The sequence below is a fragment of the Ruminococcus sp. RTP21204st1_B2_RTP21204_210225 genome, assembly GCF_040914135.1.
GTDB lineage: Bacteria > Bacillota > Clostridia > Oscillospirales > Ruminococcaceae > Hominimerdicola > Hominimerdicola aceti.
In genome coordinates, this window is record NZ_JBCPGA010000021.1 from 1 (window position 1) to 26,191 (window position 26,191).

Annotated in this window: 20 protein-coding genes and 1 pseudogene; 19 read left to right on the forward strand and 2 right to left on the reverse strand. The window is 37.4% G+C overall.

Translation table 11 applies throughout. The annotated features are described in order from the left end of the window. The first annotated feature begins 86 nt into the window (after positions 1-86). Positions 87-4,244: a C1 family peptidase gene (locus AB5123_RS08625; protein ID WP_337812486.1), complete on the forward strand. Its 4,158-nt coding sequence runs from the start codon at positions 87-89 to the stop codon at positions 4,242-4,244. Between the two features lie 57 nt (positions 4,245-4,301). Here the strand turns inward: AB5123_RS08625 and AB5123_RS08630 are convergent, their stop codons facing one another. Together AB5123_RS08630 and AB5123_RS08635 are read right to left on the reverse strand one after the other, a co-directional pair. Further along, the gene (locus AB5123_RS08630; RefSeq protein WP_038670882.1) at positions 4,302-4,916 is read right to left on the reverse strand and encodes a sugar O-acetyltransferase; all 615 of its coding nucleotides are present in this window, start codon (positions 4,914-4,916) and stop codon (positions 4,302-4,304) included. 195 nt (positions 4,917-5,111) lie between these two features. Next, the gene (locus tag AB5123_RS08635; protein ID WP_337812487.1) at positions 5,112-5,294 is read right to left on the reverse strand and encodes a hypothetical protein; all 183 of its coding nucleotides are present in this window, start codon (positions 5,292-5,294) and stop codon (positions 5,112-5,114) included. 427 nt (positions 5,295-5,721) lie between these two features. On the opposite strand from AB5123_RS08635, the gene AB5123_RS08640 reads away from it, so the two are divergent. The 18 genes and pseudogenes from AB5123_RS08640 (at position 5,722) to AB5123_RS08725 (ending at position 26,154) form a co-directional block, all read left to right on the forward strand. Continuing rightward, positions 5,722-6,792 carry an NAD-dependent epimerase/dehydratase family protein gene (locus tag AB5123_RS08640; RefSeq protein ID WP_038670886.1) on the forward strand — a complete coding sequence of 357 codons (1,071 nt, stop codon included), beginning with the start codon at positions 5,722-5,724 and terminating at the stop codon, positions 6,790-6,792. Between the two features lie 14 nt (positions 6,793-6,806). After that, on the forward strand, positions 6,807-8,036 hold the full coding sequence (locus AB5123_RS08645; protein ID WP_038670888.1) for a nucleotide sugar dehydrogenase: 1,230 nt from the start codon (positions 6,807-6,809) through the stop codon (positions 8,034-8,036). Positions 8,037-8,397: 361 nt separating this feature from the next. After that, positions 8,398-9,681: a DegT/DnrJ/EryC1/StrS aminotransferase family protein gene (locus AB5123_RS08650; RefSeq protein WP_038670890.1), complete on the forward strand. Its 1,284-nt coding sequence runs from the start codon at positions 8,398-8,400 to the stop codon at positions 9,679-9,681. A 24-nt stretch (positions 9,682-9,705) separates the two neighbouring features. After that, positions 9,706-11,325, forward strand: a complete 1,620-nt coding sequence (locus AB5123_RS08655; RefSeq protein WP_038670892.1) for a sugar transferase — start codon at positions 9,706-9,708, stop codon at positions 11,323-11,325. Continuing rightward, positions 11,322-12,356: a glycosyltransferase gene (locus tag AB5123_RS08660; RefSeq protein ID WP_038670894.1), complete on the forward strand. Its 1,035-nt coding sequence runs from the start codon at positions 11,322-11,324 to the stop codon at positions 12,354-12,356. The genes AB5123_RS08655 and AB5123_RS08660 overlap by 4 nt, the downstream gene beginning before the upstream one ends. Positions 12,357-12,423: 67 nt before the next feature. Continuing rightward, entirely contained in the window at positions 12,424-12,711 is a 288-nt protein-coding gene (locus tag AB5123_RS08665) for a glycosyltransferase (RefSeq protein WP_038670896.1), read from the forward strand. Continuing rightward, entirely contained in the window at positions 12,690-13,322 is a 633-nt protein-coding gene (locus AB5123_RS08670; RefSeq protein WP_038670909.1) for a hypothetical protein, read from the forward strand. Before AB5123_RS08665 ends, AB5123_RS08670 begins: the two co-directional genes overlap by 22 nt. A gap of 64 nt (positions 13,323-13,386) precedes the next feature. Beyond that, positions 13,387-14,289: a glycosyltransferase family 2 protein gene (locus AB5123_RS08675; RefSeq protein ID WP_038670922.1), complete on the forward strand. Its 903-nt coding sequence runs from the start codon at positions 13,387-13,389 to the stop codon at positions 14,287-14,289. 22 nt (positions 14,290-14,311) lie between these two features. After that, positions 14,312-15,403, forward strand: coding sequence for a glycosyltransferase (locus AB5123_RS08680; RefSeq protein WP_051706370.1), 1,092 nt, complete (start codon positions 14,312-14,314; stop codon positions 15,401-15,403). A 56-nt stretch (positions 15,404-15,459) separates the two neighbouring features. Next, the gene (locus AB5123_RS08685) at positions 15,460-16,767 is read left to right on the forward strand and encodes an O-antigen ligase (protein ID WP_051706373.1); all 1,308 of its coding nucleotides are present in this window, start codon (positions 15,460-15,462) and stop codon (positions 16,765-16,767) included. Further along, positions 16,760-17,710, forward strand: coding sequence for an ATP-grasp fold amidoligase family protein (locus AB5123_RS08690; RefSeq protein ID WP_051706375.1), 951 nt, complete (start codon positions 16,760-16,762; stop codon positions 17,708-17,710). Before AB5123_RS08685 ends, AB5123_RS08690 begins: the two co-directional genes overlap by 8 nt. Next, a pseudogene (locus AB5123_RS08695) lies at positions 17,668-18,128 on the forward strand (ATP-grasp fold amidoligase family protein). The gene AB5123_RS08690 and the pseudogene AB5123_RS08695 overlap by 43 nt, the downstream one beginning before the upstream one ends. Positions 18,129-18,130: 2 nt before the next feature. Then, positions 18,131-19,255: a CapA family protein gene (locus tag AB5123_RS08700; RefSeq protein ID WP_038670938.1), complete on the forward strand. Its 1,125-nt coding sequence runs from the start codon at positions 18,131-18,133 to the stop codon at positions 19,253-19,255. Positions 19,256-19,540: 285 nt separating this feature from the next. Continuing rightward, positions 19,541-21,031, forward strand: coding sequence for an oligosaccharide flippase family protein (locus tag AB5123_RS08705; protein ID WP_368364708.1), 1,491 nt, complete (start codon positions 19,541-19,543; stop codon positions 21,029-21,031). Next, positions 21,028-21,888 carry a phosphorylcholine transferase LicD gene (locus AB5123_RS08710; RefSeq protein ID WP_038670953.1) on the forward strand — a complete coding sequence of 287 codons (861 nt, stop codon included), beginning with the start codon at positions 21,028-21,030 and terminating at the stop codon, positions 21,886-21,888. Before AB5123_RS08705 ends, AB5123_RS08710 begins: the two co-directional genes overlap by 4 nt. Before the next feature lie 119 nt (positions 21,889-22,007). Then, the gene (locus AB5123_RS08715; RefSeq protein WP_038670955.1) at positions 22,008-23,777 is read left to right on the forward strand and encodes a phosphotransferase; all 1,770 of its coding nucleotides are present in this window, start codon (positions 22,008-22,010) and stop codon (positions 23,775-23,777) included. Beyond that, the gene (locus tag AB5123_RS08720; protein WP_038670957.1) at positions 23,764-24,624 is read left to right on the forward strand and encodes an NTP transferase domain-containing protein; all 861 of its coding nucleotides are present in this window, start codon (positions 23,764-23,766) and stop codon (positions 24,622-24,624) included. The genes AB5123_RS08715 and AB5123_RS08720 overlap by 14 nt, the downstream gene beginning before the upstream one ends. Next, positions 24,625-26,154, forward strand: coding sequence for a BCCT family transporter (locus AB5123_RS08725; protein ID WP_038670959.1), 1,530 nt, complete (start codon positions 24,625-24,627; stop codon positions 26,152-26,154). Positions 26,155-26,191: the final 37 nt, after the last annotated feature.

Here is a 26,191-nt window from a genome sequence, read left to right on the forward strand (position 1 = left end):
TTCTTATTATATCAAAATAAGCATAGCCTGTCACCACTGTAGTCAGCAGTTTGGACTATGCTAATATCATACCAAAGGAGATCTTTATGAAGGTGATCTATAAATGTGCCGCCATTTTGACAGCGGCGATATTGTCAGTGCAGTTTCCTTGCGCAGCTTTTGCGGATATGGAGCATGGCGGAGATAATGACAGCCCGAAATTCAAGATGGGCAGGATAATTTTTACTGATAATGGTTATGGCTACGAAAAGGAAGGTCTGGAAAAATCGGAGATCGCTGATGAAGATTTGGCCGATACGGACGACGGTGGTTCAGCTTATGCACAGAAGGCAACGGCTTCGCTGCCTGCGAAATATGACCCCAGATCTAAGAATACGCTGACGACTATCAAAAACCAGTTCCAGACAGGCACTTGCTGGGCGTTTGCGGCACTTTCCTGCACAGAGAGCAATCTTATCCAAAAGGGGCTTGAAAATCAAAACGTGCAGTTTTCTGTGCCGAGCCTTGTCCTCTCTACATATGCTAACGGCGGATTTGACGAGTCAATATGGGATTGCGGCGGAACGTGGATGGATTCGTCCCTTGCAATGGCGGCTCATAGAGGACTTTGCTATGATGAATATGAGCCTTTCGTGTCCGACGGAACGGAAGCCACTATCGTATCTGAGGAGAAAAAGGGCGTTTGCGAATATCAGCTTAATTACGCTTCCACTATCACAGGCGGACGAAACGCCATTAAAAACAAGATAAAAGAGCTTGGCGGAGTAATGGTGAGCTATTATGCAGACGACCTGTATATGACCTTTGATAACAAAAGCTATTACGATCCGGAAACTACAAAATATAGTGGAATAAATCATGCCGTAAGCGTAGTGGGCTGGGACGATAATTACAGCAAGTCAAATTTCCTTGCAGGCTATCAGCCAAAGAAAAACGGGGCATGGCTTGTGAAAGGCTCTTGGGGAGTATCCAGTGGCACGGACGGTTATTACTGGATATCCTATGAAGAGGCAGAAATGACCGATTGGGTGGCGTTCGACCTCACTGAAAGCTGTGATAATAATTACCATTATCCTGCTAATAAGGATAATTCTATATTTTATGTTAGCAATGAAAACAAAATGAGCGGTGCTGATGTTTTTACAGCAAAAAAAGACGAGCTTCTTGACAAAGTGGGCTTTATGTATCTTGGCTACACTGGAAAGTCTGACTACACCGTGCAGGTCTACACTTCTGTTTCAGACAGCACTCCTGTGGGGATACTTGAATGTGAGGTCAGCGGAAAGGTGCAGAGCGACGGATTCTATACCGTGGATATCCCTGATGTTGAGCTTGACGAGGGCGAAAGATATTCTGTCGTGATGACATTCAGCGGTGATGACGGCTCAGGTTATGTGACCGTTTATGGCTATTCAGACGGGGTCATGAAGCCTGGTCAGGCGTATATTTCCAATGACGGCGACAGTTGGACGGACGTTACCGACAAGGACGCTTATACTGGTCAGCCTATAATATTTGCCTATACCGATGATATAGATAAGTCTGATAAAAGCGAGCTTGAAACACTTGTGGCAAAGTATGAAAAGCAGAGCGGTTATGAGCGTGAGGTCAACAACGGCAAGAAAGTTATTGCAGACGAAAACGCTTCAAAGAACGATATCACCAATGCCAAGCTTCTTATAAAGGCAAAGGCGAAAGAGATAAAGGAACAAAGCCTTGTTATAAAGACAGCGACGGATTGGAAAAACTTCGCAAAGCGTGTATCAGGCGGTGAAAGCTTTGCAGGAAAGCGTGTTGTGCTTGAAAAAGACATCGACTTCGGTGGTGCAAAGATATCGGCAGTAGGAACGGCTTCAAAACCTTTTTGCGGATATTTTGACGGCAACGGACACGTTCTGAAAAACGCTGTTATCCAAAACAATTCTTATGCAGGTCTGTTCGGCTATGCTGAGGACAGAGCGCAGATAAGAGATCTCAGTGCTGAGAAAATAACTGTCAGCGGTAAGTACGCAGGCGGGATCGTTGGTGAATTTGATGCGGTATCTATTCAACGCTGTACGTTCAGTGGAACTTTAAAGGGTACAAGCTCGGCAGGCGGAATCGTGGGCAAAGCAGGTGGTCTGACCCTGACAGAGTGTGCTTCAGACCTTGCAAAGTCAAGCAGTTCAAATGCTAAAGCTATGGTGGGCAGTATCGATAATGACGCTTTTTATTATGGACAGCAATATGCCGGTTGCTGGTATAATGGCAACTTTTCTGACAGCAAGGTAAAGAAAACGGCTTTGTCTAACGTTACAAGCTCTGCAGCTTATTCGCTGAATACCATTGGCGGAAAGCAGACAGACAGCGGCAGGTGGACAATGGCAGACGGCAAAGCAAGGCTAACTCGTCCTGGGGAGCAGTCTTCCCACAAGATAACATTTGAAGCCCCCGACGGCAAGCATTATGCCTGCACTGATAAGGACGGCAAGGTGAAATATCCTGCTGTCAAAGTGCAAAGCGGTTATGCTCTTAAATGGTACAAGAACGGCATTGCTGTCGATGCGAACACAGTTTATACTGCTGACAGCACAGTAAAGGCAAAGCTTGTTGAAGCAAAATTTGTCACTATTGACTATGTTTTAAATGGCGGCACGAACAGCACAGGCAATCCAGAATACCTCAGCAAAGGCGAAAGCGTGACGCTTTCCGAGCCGACAAAAGAGGGTGCAGACTTTGCAGGCTGGTATGATAACGCTGCACTTTCAGGTGAAAGAATAGAAAGCATCTCATATTCAGGCGGTGCAAAGACCCTTTATGCCGCATGGAAGCCTTATACATATAACGTTACGTTTGTGGATAAGGACGGCAAGGTGATAAGTCAGCAGACAGTGGAATATGGTAAGTCTGCAAAAGCTCCGAAAGCCCCTGCTATAAAGGGTCTGCGTTTTACAGGCTGGGACAAGGACTATAAAAACGTCACGGAGGATATGACTGTCACAGCGGAGTATTCTGACAGTAAGCTCATTGCAGACTGCGAGATATCAGGCTTCAAGAACAGCTTTACATACACAGGAAAGAATATTGAACAGCCTGACGTAACGCTCACCTATGAGGGCAAAGAACTTAAAGAGGGCGTGGATTACACTGTTTATTATAAGACCAATCTTAACGCAGGACCTGCAAAAATGACCTTTGTTGGAAAAGGCGAATACAGAGGCTCTGTTGCAAAAAGCTTTACTATCCAGCCAAAGGACGCTTCCAAGTTAAAGCTTTATTATGCTACACCACTGTCGTTCACCGGCAAGGAGATAACACCTGATGTGCTTATAAAGGACGGTAATAAGACCCTAGAGCGTTATGTTGATTATATGGTGATGTATTTCTCAAACGTGAACGTTGGCACGGGCAAGATAACAGTTGAATTTTACGGAAACTATAAGGGCAAGCAGACCGTTTCCTTTGTTATAAATCCTGCAAAACAGCAGATACAGGTGCTTGAAACAAGATACAAGGGCTTTTTTGTGGATTTTGTGCAGAAAGGATCTGCAACAGGCTATGAGGTCCAGTATGGCACAAGATCTGATTTTTCAAATGCTTCCACATACAGATCCACCACCAACAAGACGGATAAGATGACGGTACTTGGATTAGAGGCTTCAAAGACATATTATGTAAGAGTTCGCTCTTATACTGTCAAGGGCGGAAAGACCTATTACGGCAATTGGTCAGACGCTAAAAGCATTGTGACGGCAAAGACTAATTTTGCAAACGCAAAGGTCAGCGGTATTTCTTCAAAAAGTTTTACCGGCAAGGCGATAAAGCAGAAGATCACAGTAAAATACGGCTCAAAGACCCTTAAAAACGGCACAGACTATACTGTGAAGTATTATGCAAACACAAAGGTCGGCACCGCAAAGGTGACTATCACAGGCAAGGGCATTTACGGCGGAGTTATCACCAAAAGCTTTGCTATCTATCCTGCAAAGCAGGTGATACAGAAGCTTTACGGCACATATGCAGGCTTCTTTATAGATTATGCACAGAAAGGCTCTGCCACGGGATATGAAATATCATATTCACAGCGTTCCGACTTTAAGGGAGCAAAAAGCGTAAAGGTAACAAACAACCGCACCGATAAAAAGACAGTTTCTGGGCTTGCGAGATATCAAAAATATTACGTCCGTGTAAGAAGCTACACTGTCAAAGGCGGAAAGACTTATAACGGAGCGTGGTCCGATAAAAAATGGGTCTATACTCAATGATATGACAGACGATAAAAATGCCCCTGATCATTTTCTGGTCAGGGGTATTTTTTATGCTCAGAAAAGTTCTGCTTTGTACTTGATAGAATCCTCCTCAGTTATCTCACGGATAACTCTGCATGGATTTCCTGCCGCAAGAGAATTTGGCGGTATGTCACGGGTGACGACGCTTCCTGCACCGATAACGCAGCCCTCGCCTATGGTTACGCCGCCTGTTATAACAACATTGCTTGCTATCCAACAGTTGGAGTGAATCGTGATAGGCTTGCCGTATTCATCATCATAAACAGTGCCGTCAGACTTTTTCTTCATGTTACGCTCCTGCCATCTGAATGGGTGAACAGGGGTGGCAATGGTGCAGTTGGGACCGAAAAACACGTTGTCGCCAATCGTCACAGGGCAGGTGTCAAGCACTGTCAGATTAAAGTTAGCATAGCAGCCTGAGCCGAACTTTGTGAAAACGCCATAGTCAAAATACACAGGGCCTTGGAGAAAAAATCCCTCGCCATGGTCGGGCAGAAGCTCGTTAAGGATAGCTTTTCTTCTCTCATCATCTTCATACAAACTGCTGTACTGCTGTGAAAGCTTGTGAGCCTTTGTCCTCAATTCTGCAAGCTCCTTGTCGGAGGAGTCATATATCTTGCCAGCAAGCATTTTTTCTTTTTCAGTCATTATAAAACGCCCTTTCTGCGTGTAGTTTCATTTGATTTTGTTGAGAGTATAGCACAAGTTTTGGGCTGTGTCAATAGTTTTTTTTGGGGTCGAGTGATAGAATAAAAAATGGTATACAAAAAGTGGAGAATGCTTATGGGCAAAGCACTCTTCACTTTATTATACTATATGAAAAGCTTGGCAGGGTAGAAAAAGTTATAGGTAAAATCCCTGCATATAATTTGTGTACATAAATGTGTCCTCGTCATCAGCGGTATTGTCACCAGCAGGCTTTTTTCTGCCACTAACACAAGAAGCCAAAATTATCAGACCGCCTAGAACAATTGCAACGCTCACTCCAAGGACTACCAAAATCGCACAGAAAATTTTTACTATCATAAACACCGCTCCAATCATATTTCTCATACTTCGCCATAATTACTATTATGATTATATGCTGGTTTTGCCTGATAATCAATAAAAGCCGTGTAAAATGCAGATAAAAATCAAGCCAGCTTTTGTCTGCATCAAAAATCTTGTGGTAAAAAAATTTTTTCAAAACGTTTCATGATTTAACAATTTTAAATGAAGAAAATTATAGCTTTCAGCTTAGTATAAAAATGCACAAACTGAGCTTTTTGTAAATGGTTAGCATTGTATATTACACTGAAAATGTACGATTTTTGAAAAAATATACATAAATATGGGGCAAATACTTGACTAGATTAAAATTTTGTGATAAAATTATTAACGTGAATGAGTGTGCTTATCCTATTTATATGTTTTGTGTATTGGCTGTACGTGTATGAAGTTGGGAGTAAAAGATATGCAGAAAATCGATTTGGAAGGTAAGGTTGTCCTTGTAACAGGAGCAGCAGGTTTTATAGGTTCTAATCTGGTAATTGAGCTTTTTAAGACTATTGATGATATCAAGGTCGTTGGTATCGACAATATGAACAATTACTATGACGTGTCCATAAAAGAGTGGAGATTAAAGGAAATAGAAAAGCTTGGTGGTCAGTGGACTTTTATTAAGGGAGACATATCAGACAAAAATGTGATAGATAAAATTTTTAGTGATTATAAGCCGTCTGTTGTTGTTAATCTTGCAGCACAGGCAGGCGTGCGTTACAGCATAACTAATCCTGATGCATATATTCAGTCAAACCTGATCGGATTTTATAATATATTGGAAGCGTGTCGCCATTCTTATGATAACGGTGAAACAGGCGTTGAACATCTGGTTTATGCGTCAAGTTCTTCTGTATATGGAACAAACAAGAAAGTTCCTTACAGTACCGATGATAAGGTAGACAATCCTGTTAGCCTGTATGCTGCTACCAAGAAGAGCAACGAGCTTATGGCTCATGCTTACTGCAAGTTGTATAATATCCCAGCAACGGGGCTTCGTTTCTTTACAGTTTATGGCCCGGCAGGCAGACCGGATATGGCTTATTTTGGATTCACAAACAAGCTTCTTAAGGGTGAAACTATCCAGATTTTCAATTACGGAAATTGCAAACGAGATTTCACATACGTTGATGATATAGTTGAGGGCGTTAAGAGAGTAATGCAAGGCGCTCCAGAAAGAAAAAATGGTGAGGACGGCTTGCCATTACCGCCTTATGCTGTTTATAACATAGGAAATCAAAATCCTGAAAATCTTCTTGATTTTGTTGATATTTTACAGCAGGAACTTATAAATGCGGGTGTTCTTCCTGCTGATTATGATTTTGAAAGTCACAAAAAGTTAGTTCCGATGCAACCAGGCGATGTGCCTATTACTTATGCAGACACAGAGCCATTGGAAAGGGATTATGGATTTAAACCGAGCACACCTCTCAGAGAAGGTCTGAGAAAGTTTGCTCAGTGGTATAAAGAGTTTTATAAAGTATAAGGAAGGCTAAGAAAATGAACAGAAAGATAGCAGTAGCAGGAACAGGTTATGTTGGATTGTCGCTTGCAGTATTGCTTGCACAGCACAATCATGTAACGGCTGTTGACATTATCCCTGAAAAGGTTGAGCTTATCAATAACAAAAAGTCACCAATTCAGGACGATTATATTGAAAAGTATCTTGCTGAAAAAGAGCTTGATCTGACAGCGACACTTGACGGTGAAGCTGCATACAAGGACGCAGAGTTCGTAATAATTGCAGCTCCAACTAACTATGACAGCAAGAAGAATTTCTTTGATACTTCTGCTGTAGAAGCAGTTATAGAACTTGTTATGAAAGTCAATCCTGATGCTATTATGGTTATAAAGAGTACAATTCCGGTTGGTTACACAAAGTCTGTAAGGGAAAAGTATAATACTGACAAGATAATTTTCAGCCCTGAGTTTCTCCGTGAGTCAAAGGCTTTGTATGATAATCTGTATCCAAGCAGAATTATCGTAAGCTGTGATGATGATACAAGAGAAAAGGCTGAAGCTTTTGCAAAGCTCTTGCAGGAGGGTGCGATAAAGGAAGATATCGACACGCTCTTTATGGGATTTACCGAGGCAGAGGCTGTTAAGCTGTTTGCTAATACTTACCTTGCACTGAGAGTTTCGTATTTTAATGAGCTTGATACATATGCAGAGGTAAAGGGACTTAATACACAGGATATTATAAATGGCGTTTGCCTTGATCCTAGAATCGGAAGTCATTACAACAATCCAAGCTTTGGTTACGGTGGATATTGCCTTCCAAAGGATACAAAGCAGCTCCTTGCAAACTATGAAAATGTACCGCAGAACATGATGTCTGCTATTGTTGAGAGCAACAGGACCAGAAAAGACTTTATTGCTGATAAGGTGCTTGAACTTGCGGGTTATTATACCGGAAGCAGCAATTGGGATAAGGATAGAGAAAAGGACGTTATTATAGGTGTTTACAGACTTACGATGAAGTCCAACTCAGATAATTTCCGTCAGAGCAGTATTCAGGGCGTTATGAAGCGTATCAAGGCAAAGGGTGCTACGGTTATAATTTATGAGCCGACCCTTGAGGACGGCGATACGTTCTTTGGCAGCAAGGTGGTAAATGACTTGGAGAAGTTTAAGTCAATGAGCCAGTCTATTGTTGCTAACAGATATGACAGCTGCCTTGATGATGTTAGGGATAAGGTCTATACCAGAGATCTGTATGGGAGAGATTAATTAGCTAGGAGCTTGATTTATGTACAATAACAAAGATAATCAGGAATCCTTTGAATAAGAGGTTTGACCTAGCCTGCGAATGATCTTTTTAATAAGAACATTCACAGGCTAGTTGTCGTGTGAAATAACTTACCTAATCAAAACGAATAATTATGAGGAGTGTGTTGAAAATGGGAAGAAAATTATTAATTGCAGCCTCTAAAAGATATGGAGATTATGCGAAAGAGATCTAATTGCAAAAGAAGCTCTCCGAAGTGTTGTTCCAACATTTAAAAGACCAGAAGACGTAAATAAAGAGATTGCTTAATAACAAGTTAATACATTCTGAAAAAAGAGATTGTGCGAAAAGAGGTAGAAAGTCATGTTTAAAGAAAATAATAAATTTGAGAAGTTTGAGTCTAAAGTATGGTTAAGCAGCCCAACCATGCATGGTCCAGAAATTGAATATGTGAAAGAAGCGTATGAAACAAACTGGATGTCCACAGTTGGTAAGAATATCAATGAAGTGGAAAGACTTGCCTGCGAATATATCGGCTGCAAATACGCAGTTGCATTATCAGCAGGAACAGCGTCATTGCATCTGGCAATGAAACTTGCAGGTATTGAAGCATATGGTATGCCAAAAGTTGGACATGGTGCATTAGAGGGAAAGAAAGTATTCTGCTCTGATATGACATTTGACGCAACCGTAAATCCGGTAGTTTATGAAGGTGGAGAGCCAGTATTTATTGATACAGAATATGACACATGGAATATGGACCCAGTGGCACTTGAAAAAGCATTTGAGATTTATCCGGATACGAAGGTAGTAGTTGTTGCACACCTTTATGGAACTCCTGGAAAAGTAGATGAGTTAAATGCGGTTATTAAAAAGCATGGTGCTATTTTAGTAGAAGATGCTGCGGAATCTATGGGAGCTACATATAAGGGAGTACAGACTGGTACATTTGGAAAATATAACACCATTTCTTTTAATGGAAATAAGATTATTACCGGAAGTGCAGGTGGCTGTTTTCTGACAGATGATGAAGAAGCTGCAAACAAAGTTCGTAAATGGTCTACACAGGCGAGAGAAAATGCTCCGTGGTATCAGCATGAAGAACTGGGATACAACTATCGTATGAGCAATGTGGTAGCTGGTGTAGTTCGTGGACAGTTCCCGTATCTGAATGAGCATATTGCACAGAAAAAAGCAATTTATGAAAGATATAAAGAAGGATTAAAAGGTCTTCCAGTTTCTATGAATCCAATTGACTTTGAAAATTCTGAGCCGAATTACTGGTTGTCCTGTTTGATTATTGATAAAGAGGCAATGTGCAAGCAGGTTCGTGGTGAGCAGGATGTGTGCTATGTAAAAGAAGCAGGAAAGTCTTGTCCAACAGAGATTTTGGAAGCGATTGCATCTATTAATGCTGAAGGACGTCCGATTTGGAAACCAATGCATATGCAGCCGATTTATCGTTTGAATCCATTTGTTGTAAGAGATGGAAATGGACGTGCTAGATCAAATGCGTATATTGCAGGTGGTGTAGCTGATGTAGGAATGGATATTTTTACAAGAGGATTGTGTTTGCCTAGCGATAATAAAATGACTGCGGAGGAGCAGGAGAGGATTATTGAAGTTATAAGAGCTTGCTTTGAATAAAAATATATTGTGGGAGAGATTATTGTGTCAAAGAAAAAAATAGTTGGAATTATAGCGTCATCTATTGTTGGTGGGACAGCAATAGTGACTTGGATCATGAAAAAGAAAGCAAAAAAAACAACTTATAAAGCTGAAAATATTGAAGCGATTCCGACACGCAATATGGGATTTTATGAAAAATATGTTAAAAGAGCGATAGATATTATTTGTGCGTCTGCAGCAATTATATGTTTTAGCCCTATATATATAGGTGTTGCAATTCTTGTCAGATTCAAGCTGGGAAGTCCAGTATTGTTCACACAGGATCGTCCAGGGTTGATTGGAGAAGATGGAAAAGAAACTATTTTTAAAATGTACAAATTCCGTACTATGACAGATGAAAGAGATGAAAATGGAGAGCTTTTACCAGATGAAGTACGTTTAACTTCATTTGGTAAGTGGCTTAGAAATACAAGTCTTGACGAACTTCCAGAGGCTTTTAATATTTTAAATGGTACACTTTCAGTTTGCGGTCCGCGTCCGCAACTTGTAAGAGATATGGTATTTATGACAGATGAACAAAGAATGAGACATACTGCGAAGCCAGGGCTTAGTGGATTGGCTCAAGTAAATGGGCGTAATGCAATATCATGGGAAGATAAGATTAATTGGGATTTAAAGTATATTGAAAAGGTAAGTTTTCTTGAAGATTTGAAAATTATTTTATCAACAGTGAAGAAAGCTTTTATTAAGCAAGAAGGAATTACGCAGGATGATATGGCTACAGCGGAGGATTTTGGAGATTATCTTTTGAGAACAGAAAAAGTAGATAAGGAAAATTATAATAAGAAACAACTTCAGGCAACGATGATTTTGAGTGGATCAGATGGCATTGAAAGAGAAGCGGGTTTAGTTTCTATTATTATGCCATCTTATAATACAGCTTCATTTATAGAAGAAACTATTCAATCTGTCTTGAATCAGACATATACAAATTGGGAATTGATCATAGTGGATGATTGCTCAACAGATAATACGAATGAAGTTGTTGATACGATAAAAGACTGTCGTATACATTATCTCAAAAATGAAAAGAATTCTGGTGCGGCAATAAGCAGAAATAAAGCGCTTCGAGAGGCTAAAGGTCAGTGGATCGCATACCTTGACTCTGATGATCTTTGGATGCCTGAAAAACTTGAAAAGCAAATTAAATTCATGGAAGAAAACGGATATGTTTTCTCTTACACCAATTATGAAGAGATTGACGTTGATGGATATAAAACAGGTGTAAAAGTCACTGGTCCTAAAAAAATAACAAAAACAGGAATGTTTAATTATTGTTGGCCAGGATGTCTTACGGTTATGTATGATGCTAATAAGATTGGTCTTATTCAGATTGAGGATATAAAGAAAAATAACGACTATGCCATGTGGCTGAAGGTATGTCGCAAAGCAGATTGCTATTTGCTTGATGAAATTTTAGGGCAGTATAGAAAAGGTCGTGTGGGAAGTGTAAGTACTCATAGTATTAGAACAATGATAGGGTGGCATTATAAGCTTTATCGTGAGGCTGAAGATATGGGAATACTATCAAGTCTTTTTAATACAGGAAGAAATTTAGTGTTTGGATTTTATAAGAAGAAAAGGTATGTAAGAAGACAATGAAAAGAGTTTGTATTATTGGACATTTTGGACATGGTGAAAATCTACTTAATGGACAAACAGTGAAAACCAAAATTGTTACAAAGGAAATTGTTAAAGAATTAGGAAAAAAAGAAGTTTCTTGTATAGATACTCATGGTGGAGTAAAAGCTTTGATAAGTGCCTTCCGTCATGCTTTAATAGCACTTAAATATCACAAAAATATAATTATAATGCCTGCTGAAAATGGATTGAGAATATTTGCTCCGTTATTAGTGCTGTTAAATCTGTTGTTTCATAGAAAACTCCACTATGTGGTTATTGGTGGTTGGCTTCCAGAGTTTTTGAAGAAGCGAAAAAAATTGACTAAAGCGTTGATGTCATTTGATGGTATCTATGTGGAAACCAATACTATGAGAAAGGCATTAGAAGCACAGGGATTCAACGATGTGTATGTGATGCCAAACTTTAAAGATTTGAATATTCTGAAAGAATCGGAACTTGTTTACCATCATACAGAGCCGTATCGACTCTGTACATTTTCCCGTGTCATGAAGGAAAAAGGAATAGAAGATGCTGTAAATGCCGTGAAGACAGTAAACGAGCACTTTGGCAGAATAGTTTACACTTTGGATATTTACGGCCAAGTGGATTCAGCACAAACGGAATGGTTTAATGAGCTAAAGAGTACATTTCCATTGTACATTAAGTATGGCGAATTTGTTCCTTTTGATAAAAGTGTCGAGGTGTTGAAAAATTATTTCGCCCTACTTTTTCCAACGTATTATGAAGGAGAGGGTTTTGCGGGGACACTTTTGGATGCGATGGCTGCAGGTGTTCCTGTAATCGCAAGTGATTGGCGGTATAATCCAGAGATCGTGAATGAGAAAACTGGATACGTGTATCCAGTTCATGATAACCATGCTTTTGTCACTACACTCATAAGTGTAGGAAACAATTCGGATCTGCTTCTTTCCAAGAAGTCAGATTGTTTAAAAGAAGCAGAAAAATACAGAGCAGAAAATGTCATCCAATGTCTGACATCTAAGTTATAGAATTAGGAAAATAATACGAAATCTTGTGAGATGCTGAAAAATTATAAAAATGGAGGTTAGTGCGGAAATGAAACTTACTATTGGTCTTGTTACCATGAATAGAGAACGACAAGTCGCAGAAGCAATTCAAAGTTGCTTACAGTCAAATTTGCCGAATGAAACAGAGTTTGTTGTCATCAACAACGCATCAACAGATAATACGGAAACCGTGGTGAAGTCAATTCTTGATTCATCCGGCTTTCCTTATGTATATTATAAAACTGAGTCCAATATTGGAGCGGGGGGGGGAGAACCCTTTGTTTTGAGAAATCCACGGGTGAGTACATCTACGGTATGGATGACGATGCCGTTGTAGATTTCGAGAACGATCCAGACTTTTTCGTGAAAGCAATTGAAATATTGGACGGACATCAAAATATTGCAACATTAGCCACACAGATATATGACACAGCATGGCAGGCAAATCGACAGGCTATATGTGGGAAAGAAATCTATCTAGGGGTGTATAGATGCAAGATGTTCTGCGGAGGTTCCCATTTCTTGCGAAAATCTTTTTTTGACACTTCACCGTATTTGTCAAATAAGTATGGATATGAGGAACTTCCACCATCGCTGATGGCCATGGATGCCGGAGTGATAAATGCATTTTGTCCCGATTTGATTGCGATTCACAAACCTGCTGTCAATAAATGGGTTCGTGCAAGTGATAAGAACATGGAGTATCTTATCATTGAGTGTGGGGTTCCATATGCAATCAAACGAAAGATGTATCCGATAATCTGCACACCACTTACGTTGTTAGCATATAAACAACGTTGTAAAAAGTATTTGCAGCAAACGAAAAGTATTAGAAAACAACTTTCAGATATTGTTTCCAATACTATGCAGATGTGTAATCGGATGGAGAGTATCAAATTTAGTACATTTGTAAAAATGTTTATGGATTTTGGCTCATCTATTTTGTAAACTTTCCTGTTTGAATTGCCTGCTTGATAGCAGTTAAAAAATTGCTATCGAGGTGAATAAATTAATGGGAAAGAAACTTACAATTGGAATTGTTACGATGAATCGTGAAGAACAGCTGGCAGAAGCTTTGTACAGCTGCTTGAGAACTGATTTGCCAAATGAAACAGAATTTGTAGTGATTGACAATGCTTCTACAGACAACACAGAAAAGGTTGTAAGGGAGATTTTAACGAACAGTGGATACGAATATTATTACGAAAAGCTTCCAGAGAATATTGGTTGCGGAAGAGGGCGTAATTACGCATTTTCAAAGTCCCGTGGATTATATTATTACTCATTGGATGACGATGCAGTCATAGACGAACATTGCAAGAAATTTTTTTTATATGCACTTGACATACTCGATAAGAATACAGGTATTGTCACGCTTACGACACAGATATATGATACTGCATGGAAGAGTGATAGACTAGATAGAACTTCGGTGAAACTGGAGGATGATCTGTATGAATGTAAAATGTTCTGTGGTGGTTCCCATTTTTTGAGACGAGATTTTTTCAAAGAAGCACCTTATTTCTCAAATAGGTATGGCTATGAAGAAATTCCTCCGTCTCTGTATGTGGTAGATGCAGGTTGTAAAAACGTGTTCTGTTCTGCAATTAGAATCATTCATAATCCAAAGGTGAACAAGTGGAATTGCAGTGATGAAAAAAATCATACGTTATTTATAAATGAATGTGTGTTACAATATGTGATTAAGAGCGCAATCTACCCGAAAATGGTAAAGCCCATTCTTTACATGGCATATAAAGCTCGTTGTTGGCGGCATTTGAAACATGTGCCGAATTGGAAGCAGCGAACGAATGATTTACTTTCTCAGGCAAAAGATAACGCAAAGTCGTTACAGAGGATTCGTCTGAGAACTGTAATTGAATTATATAAAAAATTTGGAAATGCAATCTTTTAAATGAAGAGAAATGGAGAGTGACATGTTACGAATTATATTTATCACAAATAGTATAGGGTTTGGCGGAGCAGAGAAAATGCTCACTTTCGTGGCCAATTCTTTGTCCGAACGTGGTCATATCTGTGCCATTGTAAACCTTGGAGCCGTTCCTGAATATGTCAATGTATATAAACAAAATATAGATGAGCACATAGATGTATTCAATGTGAAAGATAAGGTTCAACAAAAAAAACGAAAAGCAGAAATAAAGGCAGTTGCACAATACGCGAAGGAGTTTCATGCTGATGTTCTAATAGGCTTTACGAATTTTCCAAACATGTATGCAACTCTAGTCGGTAAAACGCTTAAGATACCGTCTATAATATCAGAACGAGGTGATCCGGCAATAACTTTGCCAAATACTTTTAAGGACAGAATCCTTAAGCTAATTATTGATAGTGCAAGTGGTGGCGTATTTCAGACAAATGGTGCAAAGGATTACTATGGAAAAAGACTGCAGAAACGCGGAAGCGTAATTCCTAATCCTATTTTTATTAAAGGAACCGTGCCTAATGTGCCATATGAAGAGCATGAGAAGACAGTGGTGTCCGTTGGTAGGATTGATAACAAGCAGAAGCGGTTAGATGTTATGTTGCAGGCATTTAGTATTTTCTCGAAAAAACATCCTGAATACACTTTGAAAATATACGGATCAGGCGATGATGAAAATTTGGTAAGACAGTGGTGTGCTGATTTGAACATCCAAGATCAGGTTAAGTTTATGGGAGTGACAAGAACACCAATGCAAGATATTTCCGATGCAGGAATGTTTCTTATAACTTCTGACTATGAGGGAATATCTAATTCACTTCTTGAGGCGATGGCTGTTGGTTTGCCTTGTGTTTCTACGAATCATACTCCCGGAGGAGCAAGATTGTTAATCGCAGATCATGAGAATGGCTTGTTGGCACCAATGGGCGATGTTGATGCTCTGGCGGGGGCTATGTGCGAATTTGCTGATAATCCTGAATTAGCACAAAAATGTGGTAATAACGCACGAGATGTTGTAAATAGATTTGAGCCGAGCAGGATTATAGATCTGTGGGAAGACTATATTGAGAAATTATGTAGGTAAACATGAGGGCTATGATGAGTTTCTGAAAGCGGCGCAATAAATCAAGAAGACTGATAATGAAATCAGATGGAAATATAGTTGAAATAAGGTGTTTGTTCATGAATCAAATACAATTAAATGAAAGGGTATTCAACCGTAGAATGGCTCTTAGCGGAAGAAGCGTCGGAGTAGCACTGTTTTGTCTTTATGTATTTATATCATCACTTGCGAATGATATGGTGCTCTCAAGTTCAATTGGCTCGTTAACCCTATATCTTTTTTTAGGATATTCTGTATTATACATTTTATTAAATAAAAAGCTTAAGATAGATCGGATGATAAAGTGGATGCTTGTCTTTATAGCATTTTGCGTATTCACTATGCTTTATTCGCCTGAGAAGGACTTTCTGTCTAATAGTGAATTTTATCTTCTTATCGTTAATTTCATTTTGATACTGTTTCTCTCACAGTATGATATTAACATTAATGATATAAAGAAAATTAGTTGGGCAAACGTTTTGAGCGGTGGAGTTTTGATTTTCATTTTGTTTGCAAGGGGAAATTTAACTGGTTTTTCTACATCAAATAGATTTGGGGAGGATTTGTTTGGAAATTCAAACATATTAGCTACCTTGTTGATGAAGACTGCATTGTATGCAATATGGTTGCTCGTGTATTCTGAGAATAAGATAATACATAAAATAGTTCTTACTCTGTGCTTAGTTGCATCGTATTATGGAATGTTTTTGTCTGGTGGAAGAAAATTTATTATTATTCCCGCTGTTTTCTTATATATTCTTTTGATTTTCAAGAGAGATAGTCATGGAAGGAAACACCTGGTGAAGTATACGGGGGTTGTTGTTGCAATAGTTATTGCAGGTTATTATTTGATTATGAATGTTCCCATGTTTTATGCAGTGATTGGCGAACGAATGGAGAGTTTGTTCTCCTTCATACGAACAGGGCACAGTATCTCAGGAAAATCAGCAGAAATAAGAGCAACTATGATTGAGATAGGATTTAATAGGTGGCTGGATAGTCCGATTTGGGGCTATGGTTTTGACAGCTTTAAACATTACAACAGGTTGATAACTGGGCATTTCTATTATTCTCATAATAATTATATAGAACTTTTATATGATCTTGGAATCATAGGATTTGCTATATACTATTGGTTCTATTGGAAATTGTTTTATGTTGCCTGGAAAGGAAAGAATAATTATGCTCCTGAAATTCGAGCATTTGTTATTGGGATAGTATTTTCAATGCTTGTGTTTGAATATGGTGCTGTGAATTATACAGAAACTGCAACGCAAATTATGCTTTTCTTTGCCTGTACAATGTTAAAAGAACCTAGATATGAAAGAAGGCACATAGATGAGTAAATTAAAGACAGCTTACGCTCTTATAACTAAAAAGGAAGATAAAAGAGGATTTCAGAAGGCCATTGCGGATAATATAACAAAAGCAGATATGTTACAAAGAATGTCAGATACGGCGTATTTGAAATTAATTTATAGGTTGATTTTTGGCAGAAAACTTGATCTCAAAAATCCGCAAACATTTAATGAGAAACTTCAATGGCTTAAACTAAATGACCGTAAGACAGAATATACAACAATGGTTGATAAATATGAGGTTAAGAAATATATAGCAGAAAAGATTGGAGAAGAGTATATTATTCCAACATTGGGAGTCTGGGATAATTTTGATGATATCGATTTCGATTTGTTGCCAAATCAGTTCGTTCTAAAGTGTACCCACGATAGTGGAGGACTTGTTATATGCAAAGATAAAAGCAAACTTGACATCGCAAAGGCACGTGAAAAGATAAACAAAGCGTTAACAAGACGTTTTTATTATTTCGGAAGAGAATGGCCATATAAGGCAGTAAAGCCGAGAATCATAGCCGAAAAGTATATGGTAGATGAATCAGTTTCTGAACTGCGAGATTATAAATTCTTTTGCTTTGGTGGAGTATGTAAATGCTTAAAAGTTGATTTTGATCGTTTTATCGAACATCGAGCAAACTATTATGATCCACAGGGAAATTTGCTTGATCTCGGTGAAAAGATATGCCCTCCAAATAAGGAGAAGGTGATTGTACTTCCAGATAATAAGGAGAAGATGTTGCAATTAGCAGAAAAGTTGAGTACAAACATACCGTTTCTGCGTGTAGATTTCTATGATGTGAACGGAAAGATTTATTTTGGAGAATTGACCTTTTTCCCTGCTTCTGGTTGGGGTGAATTTACAGATGAAAAATGGGATTACAAACTTGGAAAATGGATAAAATTGCCCGATTCAATGGGGGGTACATCTTTCTAACTCGTGAATTTGTAATAAGGCTACAAAATAAAAAGAAAAATTTTGCACTTAACGATTATAAGGTGTTTTGCTTCAACGGCGAACCTAAGGTTACTCTCGTCTGTAGTGAACGGTTTTCAGATGGTGGTCTAATAGAGGATTTCTTTGACGAACAGTGGAATCAAGTACCGATAAAAAGACCAGGACATCCGAATTCAAATACTGTAATATCGAAACCTGTAAATTTTGAACAGATGAAGAACTTGACTTGCAGATTATCACAAAATATTCCATTTTGCGTGTGGATTTTTATGAAATAGACATGAAATTATATTTTGGCGAGCTTACTTTATACCCAGCATCGGGATTTGAAGAATTTGAACCTGATGAATGGGACTATAAATTTGGTAAATGGATACATTTGCCAGGGAGGGAATAGACATGAGAATATTAATTGGTGCAGATATTGTACCTACTTTATCAAATCAACAATATTTTGAAGAAGAACAGATGGAGAAAATCATTGATAGTAGACTGTTTGAGTTGTTAAAAAAAGCAGATTATCGAGTTTTCAATCTTGAAGTACCATTGACAGATAAATCTAAGCCGATTGAAAAAGCTGGTCCTAATTTGATTGCTTCTGTAAAATCTGTAGCTGGATTGAAACAACTTGGCATTAATTTTTTAACTCTTGCCAATAACCACATATTAGATCAAGGGGAACAAGGCTTATGGTCTACGACGGAACAACTTGACAAAAATAAGATTTCATATGCGGGTGTTGGACATACACATGCAGAAGCAGCAAAACCGCATATCGTGGAAATGGAGGGCAAGAAAATTGGCATCTACTGTTGTGCCGAGCATGAGTTCTCTATTGTTAGTGCGAAGCAGGCAGGGGCAAACCCTTTTGATCCTCTTGAAAGTCTTGATCATATTGTAGCGTTGAGAGCACAATGCGATTATGTAATTTGCCTTTATCATGGTGGTAAAGAACATTATCGTTATCCTTCTCCAAACCTTCAGAAAACTTGCAGAAAAATTGTTGAGAAGGGAGCTGACCTTGTTATTTGTCAGCACACTCATTGCATTGGTTGTGAGGAAAAGTGGCAAGAGGGAACGATTGTCTATGGCCAAGGAAATTTTCTGTTTGACCACTCCGAGAGTGAATTTTGGCAGACATCTGTACTTGTAAGTGTAGATACTAACACAAAAAAGATTGAGTATATTCCTCTTCGGAAAAATGGGAAGGGTGTACGACTTGCGGTAGAGGATGATGCAACAAAAATTCTAACTGAAATGATGCAACGTTCTGAAGAAATAAAGAAGGAAGATTTTATTGAAAAACAGTATCGGGCGTTTGCTCTTCAAGTACGAGAATTATACTTAAAAACAGGGGATCCAATAGCAACATCTTTTGCATTTCGAGTTGTAAATAAGTTGTTAAGACATAAATTGATGCCTTGGTATTTAGACAGAAAACTAAAGAAAAATCGTCGATTTTTAATAAATTTTGTTGAGTGTGAAGCACACAGAGAAGTATACATGAACGGAATAAAGGAGTAGAATTCGAGCTTCCCTTGTGTTTATAGCATTGATGGGATAATGGAAGATAGTGTCAGATGACATATAAAAAATGAGCGAAAGAATAAAGGCTCGAATGAACCTTGAATACTGCAGATACTTTATGTTATGGTGGTGTTGTTTGTGATGAACGCATTATACGCGAAAAAAAGGAAGGTGCTACTCTTTTTGTTGCTACGTTCCTTTGTAATCAAGGTATATATAAGATATTAGAACAAAAAAACAGGTAGCTCTTGAAGGTGCCTAGTGAAACGAGGACAGAAACGTATGGAAAATAAGTCTTCATCGGGAAGAAAGGTTTTAATTAATTCAATCATATATTCTTGCAGTGGATTGCTGTTGAAGTGCTTTAGCTTTTTCTTGCTACCTTTATATACCGTCTATCTGACAACAGAAGATTATGGTATTAACAGCGTAATAACAAGTTTTATCTCGACAGCAAGCTTTATTGTTGCTTTTTCGCTGTTTTCAGCTGTTATGCGGTTTTACGTGGATTTAAAAGAAGAACCAGAAAAGCTAAAGAGATTCTATGGAACAATATCTTTATTTGTATTTTTTTCGGGTACAGCATTTGCTGTTGTATTAACCATATTTAGACAATTTACATCGAAATATTTGTTTTCAGGTATAGATTATTATCCGCTTATATTAGTAGCCTTAATTTCTCTGATTTTCAACTGCGAATATACAATTTTTGATAATATTTTACGAAGCCAACAAAGGGCATTGAAAAGCTCTATATGTAGTATAATTTATTTTTTTGTATCAGTAGCATTAAACATATTCTTTGTAGTTGGTCTTAAGATGGGGGCGCTTGGAACGCTTCTCGCATCCTTAATTGCATATGTGCTATATACAGCGTATTTTGTGATTGAAATGAGCGTGACTCATACAATTAAGTTCTGTATGGACTTAAAACTTTTAAAGGATGCATTAAAGTATTCCATACCGATCATGCCACACAATCTTTCAACACAAATAGCTCTATTTGTATCAAAATTATTGATTTCAGATGTGGGTTCATTAGCAGATTTAGGAGTTTACAGCGTCGCGACTCAGTTTGGAAATATTGCTGATACGATTCAGTGTTATGTAGATAGTGCTTATGGACCGTGGTTATACGAGAGATTACATAATAAAGAGAACAAATATAAAAAAACAATCAGACAAAATGTAAAACTATTAATCGCGGTGATCGGCTTATTCTTCGTTGGTATATCATTGTTTGCACAAGACTATATTGTACTTTTCTTGCAAAAAAGTTACGTGGGAGCATGGATGTATGTTCCTATGATCGTAAGTGTATTCGCCATTAAGACTACATACTATTTTTATGTAGAAATACTATTCTATTATAAAGAAGCATCAAGAAAGTTGTTCATAGCAACATTGACTGGCAGTGTGTTAAACATTTTGTTATCTGCAATATTTATTCCGATTTGGAGCGTATATGGATCGATTTTGGCGGATGCAATTGCGATGCTTGTTAGAGTGATAATTGTAGTTGCTATTAGCCGAAAATACGAAGATGTAGGGTTGGGGATTCGAGATTTTGTTATTAATTTTGTAATAATAGAGCTATTTATTTTTATGGGATTGATATTGAGCATTATGAAGTATCAAACAACATTCAGTATTTTTAATTTTGGATATAAAATTGTAGTGGCCTTTTTGTATGTGATAATGATATTTGTGATGAATAGAGAATCAGCAATGGTGCTGTTAGCTAATTTTAAAGAAAAGAGGAAGAAAAAATGACATCGGAAGAATTTTTAAAAGAGGTACTTAGTAGTCCGCTGTGTCCGGATAACTTTGAGGAAATTTACAAAGAATTCCGGAAATATCAAAAAATTACCATGGACACACTTATTGAATTTCACCGAGTGTGTGAAAAGAGTAATATAGAATATGAGCTAGCATATGGCTCTCTTTTAGGTGCAATTCGAGATAATGGCCAAATTCCTTGGGATTACGACATAGATGTGTTTGTAGCATTCAAAGACAAGGAGAGATTAATTGAGACATTAAAAAAAGAACTTGATGATAAATACTATTTTTATTGTCCAGAAGTTAATCAAAAATGCAGACATGTCATTATGAGGTTGGCGCCAAAAGGATACAGAAGTGAAGCTCTGCATGTGGATGTATTTTATTATGTTGGAACACCGAATTCTGTAGAAGAACGGAAGCTACATATTGAACAAATAAAAAGGACAGCACATACACGGTATTGTAAACTTGTTAATTGTAAAGAAGAAGCAGGAGGAAATGTGAAAAAATACATTCGCTTAATGCTGGATAAAATGAAATATTCTATGAAAAAAATAGAAGATTTGAAAAATGAGTATGAAAAACTATGCCAAATGTATCCGATTGACAAGTCAGATTATCTTGTGTCTGCCGATGTGTTTGCTGATTGGTATGAATTTCCAAGAATTCTATTTGAGGAAACAGAACTTTTCCATACAGTTGATGGGACATTTCGTATTCCGAAACAGTATGCAGAATTGCTTACTCTTGTTTATAAGGATTATATGAATATACCAGATTTGGACACAAGAATACGTGAAGTAATGACACATTTTAATTACTTGAAATTTATGGAAAATGCTTAACGCAGGGTTAGTTTGATGAAAAAAATAGGAAGGTTAGCAGAACGCTAACTTCTTATTATATGGCAGTGTTCACAAAAAGCTAAACCAACAATTTCATGAAAAAGGAGAGAAATAAATAGATGAATAAACAAGAAAGCGATATTTTAAAGACGCTTATAACAGAACCATTTATAAATCAGAGAATTCTATCAGAAGAGTCCAGGCATTCTTTAGGTGTAGTAAATCGTTCTATTAAGGAACTTATTAAGACTGGATATTTAGATGAGGAAGTACAACTTACACAAAAAGCTACTGATGAATTTAAACTGAATGCCCCTAAACGTGCAATTATTCTCGCGGCCGGTTTTGGCATGCGTATGGTGCCAATTAACACAGAAGTCTCTAAAGGTTTATTAGAAGTGAATGGTGAGACATTAATCGAAAGGTTGATTAAGCAACTTCAAGAAGTTGACATAAAAGAAATATACATTATTGTTGGTTTTATGAAGGAGCAGTATGAGTATCTAATTGATGAGTATGAAGTAGAACTTGTTGTAAATAAAGAGTATGCTTCAAAAAATAATCTCCATTCGTTGAAACTGGTAGCTGATAGACTAGAAAATGCATATGTGATTCCTTGTGATATTTGGTGTGATCTTAATCCATTCCGCCGACATGAGTTGTACTCTTGGTATATGGTCAGCGACTTGGTTGACAGTGAAAGTGACGTTCGCGTGAATCGGAAGATGGAGTTGGTATCTACTACAGGTAATGTGGGAGGTAATTCAATGGTTGGAATCTGCTATCTTGTGAAGAAAGATGCTAATGTAGTAAAGGAGCGCATAGAAACACTTTGTCAAAATCGAAAATATGATAATTCATTTTGGGAAAAGGCACTTTACAACAAGAACAAAATGATTGTTGATGCAAGGGTGGTGCATGCAACGGACGTAGTGGAAATTAATACTTATGAACAACTGCGAGAATTGGATAGTGCCTCCAATCAACTGAAAACAGATGCAATTGAGGTCATTTGTAAGAACTTTGATGTAAAGGCTGAAGAGATTTCACAGATTACAGTATTGAAAAAGGGAATGACAAATCGTTCATTTCTTTTTAGCTGCAAAAACAAAAAATATATTATGCGTATACCGGGAGAGGGCACAGATCAGTTAATCAACCGCAAGGAAGAAGCAGCCGTGTATCATATAATCGCAAGTAAAAACATCTGTGATAATATTGCATACATTAATCCTGAAAATGGTTATAAAATCACAGAATTTATGGAAGGAGCCAGAGTATGTGATCCACTGAATGTCGATGATCTTAAAAAGTGCATGGCAAAACTTCGTGCCTTTCATCAACTAAAACTTTCAGTTGATCATACGTTTGATATCTTTGCTCAGATTGATTTTTATGAGAGCCTTTGGAATGGCAATTCATCTGTTTATAAGGACTATCAGAAGACAAAAGAAAATGTGTTGAGTCTTCGAGATTATATTGATTCGCATGTACAGGAGAAGGTTCTAACACATATTGATGCGGTTCCTGATAACTTCCTTTTTACGGAAGAAACATCTGGGAAGGAAGATATCCGTTTGATCGACTGGGAATATGCTGGCATGCAAGATCCGCATGTTGATATAGCGATGTTTTGCATTTATGCTTTATATAATAAACGTCAGGTTGATAGACTTATCAATATTTATTTTGAAAATAAATGCGATAAGGAGACAAGATTAAAAATATATTGCTACATTGCAGCTTGTGGATTGCTTTGGAGTAATTGGTGTGAATATAAAAGAAATCTTGGTGTGGAATTCGGTGAATATTCATTACGCCAATATCGATTCGCTAAAGATTACTATAAGTTTTTTAAGGAGGAGATGATTGAAAATGAAAGTAGATAATGCAATTATTATGGCTGCAGGCACGGCTAGTCGGTTTGCACCACTCTCTTTTGAAAAACCTAAAGCACTAATTGAAGTGCGTGGAGAGATTTTGATAGAACGACAGATTAAACAGCTTCAAGAAGCCGGGATTACTGACGTAATAATAGTAACAGGTTATATGTCAGAGCAATTTGATTATCTGAAAGAAAAATATGGTGTCACACTAATTTACAATTCAGAATATTTGACTCGCAATAACAATTCTAGCATACATGCTGTAAAAAAATATTTGAAAAATAGTTACATATGTTCATCTGACAATTACTTCTTGACCAATCCATTCGAAAAAGAAGTAGACGATAGTTATTATTCGGCTATATTTGCAGATGGACGCACTGAAGAGTGGTGTATTAGTGAAAGTGATGGCATAATTAAAAAAGTTGTTGTAGGCGGTGAAGATTCATGGATAATGTTAGGACATGTATTTTGGTCAGACGAATTTAGCCGAAAATTTATATCAATTCTTGAGAGGGAATATAATCAACCAGAAACAGCCAATAAATTATGGGAAACAATTTATATTGAGCATATTGATGAACTTAGGATGAAAATTCGTAAATATCCATCAGATTTTATTTTTGAGTTTGATACATTAGATGAATTGAGAGGGTTTGATAAAACATATGTGAATAATACCAGATCAAATATTATAAAAGAAATTGCAGAGAAATTAGATATTACAGAAGATAGAATAATTGATATCAAGTCCTTTAAGGATTGCAACAATGCTGCAGCTGGATTTTCATTTAATGCTGGGAAAAAATATAAATATTATTACGATTCGAAGAAAATGGAGGAAATATAGATGAATAAATTAAATAGCAAAAGAATAGACTGGCTTATTACATTGGCTCCGTTTATTATTATCATTTCATTAGCTGGTGTGTTATTTGCATTTCCAAATGAGTCAAATACTATTATAAGCAAGGTTCGATATTTTTTTGGTGATACAGTGGGAATTTATTATTTAATAATTGGCGTTGCTGTGTTGATAGTTTCAATTTATTTGGCTATTTCAAAATATGGGGATGTAGTCTTAGGTGAGCCAAATGAAAAGCCAAGATATTCATTTTTTGGATGGGGCAGTATGATGTTCACCTGCGGATTAGCAGCGGATATTTTATTCTATTCGTTTGCTGAATGGGTGATGTATGCAACAAATCCTCATATTGAAGAACTGGGTTCAGTAGCTGAATGGGCAGGTGTTTTTCCACTTTTTCATTGGAGTTTTATTCCGTGGGCGTTTTATCTGGTGCTTGCTGTAGCATTTGGTTTTATGTTACATGTCAAAAAAATAAATCGCCAGAGATATTCTGAAGCATGCAGACCAATCATAGGGAAGCATGCAGATGGTATTTTAGGCCGTATAATTGACTTGTTTGCGCTGTTTGCTCTTCTTGCTGGAACAGCAACGACTTTTAGTGTTGCAACACCACTTTTAGCAGCAATCATCGTAAAATTATTTGGAATAACGATTAGCAGAACCGTAGTTACTGTCATTATTTTAGTCATTACATGTGCAGTGTATACATATGCAGTATTACATGGATTTAAGGGAATTAGTTTTTTGGCGAAACTTTGTATATATCTTTTCTTTGGACTGTTATTAATTGTTTTACTTATAGGTGGACAAGGAAAATTTATTATTGAAAATGGTTTTCAAAGTTTGGGGAAAATGTTGCAGAATTTTATAGAATTAAGTACATTTACAGATCCGGGTCGTACTAGTAATTTTCCGCAAGATTGGACAATTTATTATTGGGCGTATTGGATGGTTTGGTCTGTTGCGGCTCCATTTTTTATAGGTAATATTTCGCGTGGTAGAACGATAAAACAGACGATTCTTGGCGGGTATGTATTTGGTGTAGGATCGACAATAGTCAGCTTTGTGGTACTTGGTAATTATGGTTTAGGACTTCAAGTGAGCGAAAAAACAGATTTTATTTCACAATATGTAGCGGATGGAGACCTTTACGGATTGATTCTTAATATTATAGATACAATGCCGATGGCAAATGTGATTTTAGTAATTACAGTGTTATGCATGATTGCATTTTATGCCACATCATTTGACTCCATTGCATACACTGCAGCTTGTTATAGTTACAAAAAACTAGGAGAAAATGAACACCCGCATAAATTAATCGAATTATTGTGGTGTCTATTGTTGATTGTACTCCCAATAGCTTTAGTCTTTTCAGAAAGTTCGATGAATAATATTCAAAGTATAAGTATCATTTCTGCGTTTCCGATTGGAATAATTATGATAGTTATGATTATAAGCTTTTTTAAAGATTTAAAAAAATATATAATTGAAAAAGATAAGAGTAGATAAAAACAAAAACTTGTAAAAAGGCAGGAGCCGCAGCGAC

Coding starts and splice junctions, on each gene's coding strand:
- AB5123_RS08705 (WP_368364708.1), top strand. CDS start 19,541: ATGGAAAATAAGTCTTCATCGGGAAGAAAGGTTTTAATTAATTCAATC.
- AB5123_RS08635 (WP_337812487.1), bottom strand. CDS start 5,294: ATGATAGTAAAAATTTTCTGTGCGATTTTGGTAGTCCTTGGAGTGAGC.
- AB5123_RS08690 (WP_051706375.1), top strand. CDS start 16,760: ATGAGTAAATTAAAGACAGCTTACGCTCTTATAACTAAAAAGGAAGAT.
- AB5123_RS08725 (WP_038670959.1), top strand. CDS start 24,625: ATGAATAAATTAAATAGCAAAAGAATAGACTGGCTTATTACATTGGCT.
- AB5123_RS08685 (WP_051706373.1), top strand. CDS start 15,460: ATGAAATCAGATGGAAATATAGTTGAAATAAGGTGTTTGTTCATGAAT.
- AB5123_RS08710 (WP_038670953.1), top strand. CDS start 21,028: ATGACATCGGAAGAATTTTTAAAAGAGGTACTTAGTAGTCCGCTGTGT.
- AB5123_RS08650 (WP_038670890.1), top strand. CDS start 8,398: ATGTTTAAAGAAAATAATAAATTTGAGAAGTTTGAGTCTAAAGTATGG.
- AB5123_RS08640 (WP_038670886.1), top strand. CDS start 5,722: ATGCAGAAAATCGATTTGGAAGGTAAGGTTGTCCTTGTAACAGGAGCA.
- AB5123_RS08665 (WP_038670896.1), top strand. CDS start 12,424: ATGAAACTTACTATTGGTCTTGTTACCATGAATAGAGAACGACAAGTC.
- AB5123_RS08670 (WP_038670909.1), top strand. CDS start 12,690: ATGGATGACGATGCCGTTGTAGATTTCGAGAACGATCCAGACTTTTTC.
- AB5123_RS08720 (WP_038670957.1), top strand. CDS start 23,764: ATGAAAGTAGATAATGCAATTATTATGGCTGCAGGCACGGCTAGTCGG.
- AB5123_RS08675 (WP_038670922.1), top strand. CDS start 13,387: ATGGGAAAGAAACTTACAATTGGAATTGTTACGATGAATCGTGAAGAA.
- AB5123_RS08680 (WP_051706370.1), top strand. CDS start 14,312: ATGTTACGAATTATATTTATCACAAATAGTATAGGGTTTGGCGGAGCA.
- AB5123_RS08660 (WP_038670894.1), top strand. CDS start 11,322: ATGAAAAGAGTTTGTATTATTGGACATTTTGGACATGGTGAAAATCTA.
- AB5123_RS08645 (WP_038670888.1), top strand. CDS start 6,807: ATGAACAGAAAGATAGCAGTAGCAGGAACAGGTTATGTTGGATTGTCG.
- AB5123_RS08625 (WP_337812486.1), top strand. CDS start 87: ATGAAGGTGATCTATAAATGTGCCGCCATTTTGACAGCGGCGATATTG.
- AB5123_RS08715 (WP_038670955.1), top strand. CDS start 22,008: ATGAATAAACAAGAAAGCGATATTTTAAAGACGCTTATAACAGAACCA.
- AB5123_RS08630 (WP_038670882.1), bottom strand. CDS start 4,916: ATGACTGAAAAAGAAAAAATGCTTGCTGGCAAGATATATGACTCCTCC.
- AB5123_RS08700 (WP_038670938.1), top strand. CDS start 18,131: ATGAGAATATTAATTGGTGCAGATATTGTACCTACTTTATCAAATCAA.